This is a genomic window from Rhizobium rosettiformans W3, from assembly GCF_004912135.1.
In the GTDB taxonomy this organism is placed as follows: domain Bacteria; phylum Pseudomonadota; class Alphaproteobacteria; order Rhizobiales; family Rhizobiaceae; genus Allorhizobium; species Allorhizobium rosettiformans.
This window is the reverse complement of sequence record NZ_STGU01000047.1, coordinates 1-4,270: the sequence shown is the minus strand read 5'-3', so window position 1 is coordinate 4,270 and position 4,270 is coordinate 1. Positions and strand designations below refer to the sequence as shown.

Below are 4,270 nucleotides of genomic sequence, written 5' to 3'. Positions count from 1 at the left end.
TCTGAAGGAAAACGTCATCGTCGGCCGTCTGATCCCGGCCGGTACCGGTGGTACCATGACGCAGATCCGCCGCATCGCCTCTTCGCGCGACGACCTCATCCTCGAGGAGCGCAAGAAGGGCACGGGTGCAGATGTTGCAACCCCGATGCTGCAGAACCTCGCTGGCGAAAACGCGCCTGCCGCAGAGTAATCGGTACCGGGGTTAGAAGATCAAAGGCCGTCCGGAGCCATCCGGGCGGCTTTTTTCATTTGGGACCGGGGCCGCGCGACAGGTTCGCACGCAACGAAAAAGGCCGATCGCAAGCGACCGGCCTTCGATAGCTGAAAATGGGTGTTGGGGTCAGGCGAAGCGGATGATCGCGACTTCGCCTTCCAGCGCGCCCTGATAGGCCGAGGCATGCGGCTCTTCGTCCGGGGCGCCGGTGATCATGCCGATCTGGTCGAGATCGGCTTCCAGGAAGCCTTCCTCGGAGAGAGCATTGAGCGTCAGGCGAACGGCCGTGTCGTCGTCAGGGGCGGTCAGGAGGACGTGCAGGTCGACGGGCTCGCCACCTTCGGTCTCGTAGGCCTTGGCGATGACGATGAACACCATGGGCTCGTCGCGGTTGTTGTCGTTGTCGCTGTTGATCATGGTGCCGGTCTTCCTGTTGTGGCGGATCGATTCTTCAGTTGGCGGCCGATTCGACCACACGGGGCAGGGTGGTTGACCCGCTCTCAGTACCTATCTAGAAGTTTCCCGTTGCAATCCAAGCCAAATCGTCTCGGACATCAGGTTTTCCCGTGCCGAAACGGCCAGACTCTCGGTCGGGCAGGGGCTTGGGCCATTAATTGTCAGATGTGACTTGACGTTAAGGGGGGAAAACAGTAGTACCCCGGCCATCGGAGCCCATGTGAGGTAGGCTTTTTCGGGACGCCACGTCCTGAAGTTCATCTCAAACAGGTCTCCAAACGCACGTTGACGACACGAATGCTGCTCGCACGACGCACTCTTGCAGTGCGTCCTCTGTCTTTTGTGGTCCATCCGCGAAAACGGGTCGGGCCACATTTTGCGCATGAAGAAAACTGTGCGGCCGCCGCCGGAAACGGCAACCACCAGGGCCTGAAAGGGCTTGAGACTAGATTTTGCAAGGGATGGGTATATGCCTACCGTAAACCAGCTGATCCGCAAGCCGCGTCAGGCACAGGTAAAGCGCAATAAGGTTCCTGCTCTGCAGGAAAACCCGCAGAAGCGCGGCGTTTGCACCCGCGTCTACACCACGACCCCGAAGAAGCCGAACTCGGCTCTGCGTAAGGTCGCCAAGATCCGCCTGACCAATGGCTTCGAAGTCATCGGCTACATTCCGGGTGAAGGTCACAACCTGCAGGAACACTCTGTCGTCATGATCCGTGGCGGCCGCGTCAAGGACTTGCCGGGTGTTCGTTACCACATCATCCGCGGCGTTCTCGACACCCAGGGCGTCAAGAACCGCAAGCAGCGCCGTTCGAAGTACGGTGCGAAGCGTCCGAAGTAAGCTTCGGCTCTTCATTCATCAGATACCGGCGCTGCGCGAGGTTCTCCGCGTGATAAAGCGTCCCTAACCGTTGAGAGACAAATAGTATGTCCCGTCGCCACAGTGCAGAAAAGCGTGAGATCAACCCGGACCCGAAGTTCGGCGATCTCGTCGTCACCAAGTTCATGAACGCCATCATGCTTCACGGCAAGAAGTCGGTCGCTGAAAGCATCGTCTACGGTGCCTTCGACGTCGTTCAGAACAAGTCCAAGCAGGAACCGATTGCTGTCTTCCATCAGGCGCTCGACAACGTCGCGCCGCATGTTGAAGTCCGTTCGCGCCGCGTTGGTGGTGCGACCTATCAGGTCCCGGTCGATGTTCGTCCGGAGCGCCGCCAGGCTCTCGCGATCCGCTGGCTGATCACCGCTGCCCGCAAGCGCAACGAGACCACTATGGTCGACCGCCTCTCCGGCGAGCTGCTCGACGCAGCGAACAACCGCGGTAGCGCCGTCAAGAAGCGCGAAGACACCCACAAGATGGCCGATGCAAACCGCGCCTTCTCGCATTACCGCTGGTAATCCACCGATTAAATATTGAAAGGCAGTCCGTTATGGCTCGCGAATATAAAATCGAAGACTACCGCAACTTCGGTATCATGGCGCATATCGACGCCGGCAAGACCACGACCACCGAGCGTATCCTCTACTACACCGGTAAGTCTCACAAGATCGGCGAAGTTCATGACGGCGCAGCCACCATGGACTGGATGGAGCAGGAGCAGGAGCGTGGCATCACGATCACCTCCGCTGCCACGACGACCTTCTGGAAGGGTCGCGACGGCAAGATGCGCCGCTTCAACATCATCGACACCCCCGGCCACGTTGACTTCACCATCGAAGTCGAACGTTCGCTGCGCGTTCTCGACGGTGCCATCGCCCTTCTCGACGCCAATGCCGGTGTTGAGCCGCAGACCGAAACCGTTTGGCGTCAGGCTGAAAAGTACAACGTCCCGCGGATGATCTTCTGCAACAAGATGGACAAGACCGGTGCTGACTTCTACCGCTCGGTAGAAATGATCAAGACCCGTCTCGGCGCCACCGCTGTTGTCATGCAGCTGCCGATCGGCGCTGAAAGCGACTTCAAGGGCGTTGTCGACCTGATCGAGATGAACGCTCTGGTCTGGCGCGATGAGTCCCTCGGCGCTGCCTGGGATGTCGTCGAGATCCCGGCTGACCTGAAGGAAAAGGCTGAAGAATATCGCGAAAAGCTGATCGAGACTGTTGTCGAGATCGACGAAGAAGCGATGGAAGCCTACCTGAACGGCGACATGCCGGACAACGACAAGATCCGCGAACTCGTTCGTCGCGGCACGATCGACGTCAAGTTCCACCCGATGTTCTGCGGCACCGCCTTCAAGAACAAGGGCGTTCAGCCGCTGCTTGACGCCGTTGTCGACTACCTGCCGTCGCCGCTCGACATCCCCGCGATCAAGGGCATCGACTTCAAGACCGAAGCCGAAATCGAACGTCACGCTGATGACGCCGAGCCGCTCTCGATGCTGGCATTCAAGATCATGAACGACCCCTTCGTTGGTTCGCTCACCTTCGCCCGCATCTATTCCGGCAAGCTCGAAAAGGGTTCGTCTGTTCTCAACACGGTCAAGGACAAGCGCGAGCGCGTCGGCCGTATGCTTCAGATGCACTCGAACTCCCGTGAAGACATCGAAGAAGCCTTCGCAGGTGACATCGTTGCTCTCGCTGGCCTGAAGGAAACCACCACGGGTGACACGCTCTGCGATCCCCTGAAGCCGGTTATCCTCGAGCGCATGGAATTCCCCGAGCCGGTCATCCAGATCGCGATCGAGCCGAAGTCCAAGGGCGACCAGGAAAAGATGGGCCTCGCGCTCAACCGCCTGGCTGCCGAAGACCCGTCCTTCCGCGTCAAGACCGACCAGGAATCCGGCCAGACCATCATCGCTGGTATGGGCGAACTTCACCTCGACATCATCGTCGACCGCATGCGTCGCGAGTTCAAGGTTGAAGCCAACGTCGGTGCTCCGCAGGTTGCTTACCGTGAGACGATCACGAAGCTCCACGAAGAAGACTACACGCACAAGAAGCAGTCCGGTGGTACCGGTCAGTTCGCGCGCGTCAAGCTCGTCTTCGAACCGAACCCGGAAGGCGACGACTTCAAGTTCGAGTCCAAGATCGTCGGCGGTGCTGTTCCGAAGGAATACATCCCGGGCGTTCAGAAGGGTATCGAAAGCGTTCTGTCTTCGGGTCCGCTCGCAGGCTTCCCGATGCTCGGCGTCAAGGCCACCCTCATCGACGGTGCCTTCCACGACGTCGACTCCTCGGTTCTCGCCTTCGAAATCGCATCGCGTGCATGCTTCCGTGAAGCTGCCAAGAAGGCCGGCGCTCAGCTGCTCGAGCCGATGATGCGTGTCGAAGTCGTCACCCCGGAAGATTACGTCGGCGACGTTATCGGCGACCTGAACTCCCGTCGTGGCCAGATCCAGGGCCAGGAACAGCGCGGCATTGCGATCGTGATCAACGCTCACGTCCCGCTCGCCAACATGTTCAAGTACGTCGACAACCTGCGCTCCATGTCGCAGGGCCGTGCACAGTACTCGATGGTCTTCGATCACTACGCACCGGTTCCGTCGAACGTTGCTGCTGAAATCCAGGCAAAGTATTCCGGTCAGAAGTGACCGGGATACCCCGCCCCACCAATTGAATAAGTGAATTTCCCCGGACGGGGACCAGATAATGGAGAGCCGG

At 59.3% G+C, this 4,270-nt stretch carries 5 protein-coding genes; 4 read left to right on the top strand and 1 reads right to left on the bottom strand.

Annotated elements, in window-relative coordinates:
- Window positions 1–190, top strand: a 190-nt coding sequence (locus tag FAA86_RS24785; protein WP_167495090.1) for a hypothetical protein, incomplete at its 5' end; no start/stop codon positions are given.
- A gap of 150 nt (window positions 191–340) precedes the next feature.
- On the opposite strand, the gene FAA86_RS24080 is transcribed toward FAA86_RS24785, so the two are convergent.
- Window positions 341–631, bottom strand: coding sequence for a transcriptional regulator (locus tag FAA86_RS24080; RefSeq protein ID WP_113462469.1), 291 nt, complete (start codon window positions 629–631; stop codon window positions 341–343).
- Window positions 632–1,139: 508 nt separating this feature from the next.
- On the opposite strand from FAA86_RS24080, the gene rpsL reads away from it, so the two are divergent.
- The 3 genes from rpsL to fusA all read left to right on the top strand — a co-directional run bounded on the left by rpsL (window position 1,140) and on the right by fusA (window position 4,200).
- Window positions 1,140–1,511: a 30S ribosomal protein S12 gene (rpsL, locus tag FAA86_RS24075; RefSeq protein ID WP_003507760.1), complete on the top strand. Its 372-nt coding sequence runs from the start codon at window positions 1,140–1,142 to the stop codon at window positions 1,509–1,511.
- 86 nt (window positions 1,512–1,597) lie between these two features.
- On the top strand, window positions 1,598–2,068 hold the full coding sequence (rpsG, locus tag FAA86_RS24070; protein WP_113462470.1) for a 30S ribosomal protein S7: 471 nt from the start codon (window positions 1,598–1,600) through the stop codon (window positions 2,066–2,068).
- Between the two features lie 32 nt (window positions 2,069–2,100).
- Window positions 2,101–4,200 (top strand): elongation factor G, encoded by a 2,100-nt coding sequence (fusA, locus tag FAA86_RS24065; RefSeq protein WP_136543817.1) that lies wholly within the window; start codon window positions 2,101–2,103, stop codon window positions 4,198–4,200.
- The last annotated feature ends 70 nt before the right edge of the window (window positions 4,201–4,270 follow it).

Excerpts from the sequence above, each read along its gene's own strand:
- rpsL (WP_003507760.1), top strand. The coding sequence starts at position 1,140 with ATGCCTACCGTAAACCAGCTGATCCGCAAGCCGCGTCAGGCACAGGTA.
- rpsG (WP_113462470.1), top strand. The coding sequence starts at position 1,598 with ATGTCCCGTCGCCACAGTGCAGAAAAGCGTGAGATCAACCCGGACCCG.
- FAA86_RS24080 (WP_113462469.1), bottom strand. The coding sequence starts at position 631 with ATGATCAACAGCGACAACGACAACAACCGCGACGAGCCCATGGTGTTC.
- fusA (WP_136543817.1), top strand. The coding sequence starts at position 2,101 with ATGGCTCGCGAATATAAAATCGAAGACTACCGCAACTTCGGTATCATG.